Origin of the sequence: Pseudomonas sp. SMV7, assembly GCF_052041995.1 — a bacterium.
Classification (GTDB): Bacteria; Pseudomonadota; Gammaproteobacteria; order Pseudomonadales; family Pseudomonadaceae; genus Aquipseudomonas.
The window spans coordinates 1-2,065 of the sequence record NZ_JBKGGT010000043.1 but is presented as its reverse complement, the minus strand read 5'-3'; the positions used below and the strand labels follow the sequence as shown (position 1 = coordinate 2,065).

Here is a 2,065-nt window from a genome sequence, read left to right as displayed (position 1 = left end):
GCTGTCGAACGGTGAACACGCCTGCTGGGCGTACTCGAACACCTGCTTGTCGACCTGCAAGTTGTCCGGCGTCATGGCGATGCCCAGCAGCTCGGGATGCTTGCGCGCCTGGGTCAGGTCCAGCCCTTCGAAGCGCTGCGCCGGAGCCTGGCCCCGCTTGTAGGCGTTCAGCACACTGACCGGCCAGGCGTCGCTGGAAAAGGCCAGCCAGGCGCTGCTGTATCGCTCGGTGTCGAGGTTGAGAAAGGCCGAAGGAATGTCGTGGTCTTCATGCACGCACTTTTCCGGCAGTGGCCTTGGCGGGCCATCCGGTGGCTCGTACGGGTTGAAGCGGCGCAGGTGGCCCTGGGCGCTGACGGCATAGGCCTGCCAGACCTGCTGGTCGAGCAGCACGTACAGGTAGCCCATGCGCAAGGTGCGCAAGCCGATCCTGGTCGAGATATGCAGGTTATCCGCCACGGTGACGACACACTCGGGGCGGGTGTCTGGCACCAGCGCGCGGCGCAGCGGCAGGATCGGCAGGCCCTGGCGTTCACAGGACATGCACTGGTCGTGCGGCAGGCCCGCTTCGGCTGCGGCGATGGCGATGCGTTGACTGATGCTCATGGGCGACTCTCGGATGTCGGCAGGGATTCGGTCAGGCGGCGCCATTGCTCGTCGGAGTAACACGCCAGTGCAGGCGCAAGGGGTCGTTGTTGCCGAACGACCGAGGTCAGCAGTTCGTGAACCGCAGCAACGTTGTGCAACCCGGGATGAATACACAGTTGGTGGAGGGCAAAAACCACGATGTCCTCCGCTTCGCTCAACCCCAGCGCCCGCGCATCATCGATGTGGTTCGATGCGCGCACGGCGGCAAACGGCGGAATCGGGCATGGGTAGGCGTCGCTCGCCCCCGCTCGCAACGCTCTCCAGATGCCCAGAACGCGCTCCACCAACGCCACATCGTCCTGGATCCGCTGGGCAGGCGCGGGCAGAGGATGACGCTGCTTACCCTGCCCTTGCAGGTTTACCAACCGTCCTCCACTGCTGAGGAACAACCATTTGCCGATCGGCCACCACGGACCGTGCTCAACCTGCTGGTAGGTCGCTGCGAGCAGCTCCAGGCGAACCGGTTCGTAGACTGGATAGAAACCGAATGCCCCTTTGCCATCGGGTACCTGGCACAAGGCCGCAAGGTGCGAAGCAATCCTGGTTGACGGCGCCTCACTGAAGAGCCAACCGCACAGGTAGCGCCGGCGCTGATACAAACCTTTCTGCGCTGCCCGCGCTGTCTGTTCCAGCAATGAGCGACTGGGCGCGGTTCCAGGCATCGCCAGACAAACCAGGACGGGATGCAAATGGGGCGCATGGGCTAGATCGCCCCTTGGCACCTGGGTCAGTGCACCTTCGCCCAAAGCGCTGCGCAGCTGTGCAAGCAGGGCGTGATCACCATTGTCAGGAATCGCGAGCGGGTCAACCAGCACATGGCAATGCAAATGGGGCTCGTACTGTTTTTCAATGAGGCTGGCCAAGCCTTCGCCACCCATCAGAGCTGGCCCTCACACTTGTCGCTGGCGTTCGGCGTCAGCACCAGTGACTGGACGTCGCCTGTGCCTTTGGCGAGCGCCGTGGTTTGCCCTTGCAGGTCGAGTGCCAGCCCATTGATGGTGATGCCTCGCTCATCCAGCAGGATGCTGCCACCTGCGGTTCTGAATTCGATGCGTTCGCTGGCCCGCACCTGGTAGATCGTCGTGTGGTGCTCCATACCCTGCCCGACAGTGACTTTTTGCGTACCTTTGACGACAAGCTCGCTGTTATTGCCGACAGACACCTGCTGATTGCCACCCGTTGATTCGCTCCGGTTGTTGCCGACCTTCTCGACCAGGTCCTGCCTGATGTCCATGCGGCAGGTCTGCCCGACCAAGCGGGTATGGTCGCGCCCGATTTCTTCGCGCAAGTCATTGCCGATGCTGGATTGCTCGTCATGCCCCACCTGCTCGACACGGTTGCGCCCGACACGCGTGGTCTCATCGTTGCCAACCACATTGTTCTGGTCCCGCTGGGCGTGGATGAACACCTCCTCCTT

3 protein-coding genes are annotated in these 2,065 nt (G+C 62.9%); all 3 read right to left on the bottom strand.

All coding sequences use genetic code 11. The features are described 5' to 3' along the window. On the bottom strand, nt 1–606 hold a 606-nt coding region (locus ACLEJP_RS25435; RefSeq protein ID WP_440810886.1), incomplete at its 3' end, for a T6SS effector BTH_I2691 family protein. Next, entirely contained in the window at nt 603–1,526 is a 924-nt protein-coding gene (locus ACLEJP_RS25430) for a hypothetical protein (protein ID WP_440810884.1), read from the bottom strand. The genes ACLEJP_RS25435 and ACLEJP_RS25430, both read right to left, overlap by 4 nt. Continuing rightward, nucleotides 1,526–2,065, bottom strand: a 540-nt coding sequence (locus tag ACLEJP_RS25425; protein WP_440810882.1) for a bacteriophage T4 gp5 trimerisation domain-containing protein, incomplete at its 5' end; no start/stop codon positions are given. The genes ACLEJP_RS25425 and ACLEJP_RS25430, both read right to left, overlap by 1 nt.

Coding starts and splice junctions, on each gene's coding strand:
- ACLEJP_RS25430 (WP_440810884.1), bottom strand. CDS start 1,526: ATGGGTGGCGAAGGCTTGGCCAGCCTCATTGAAAAACAGTACGAGCCC.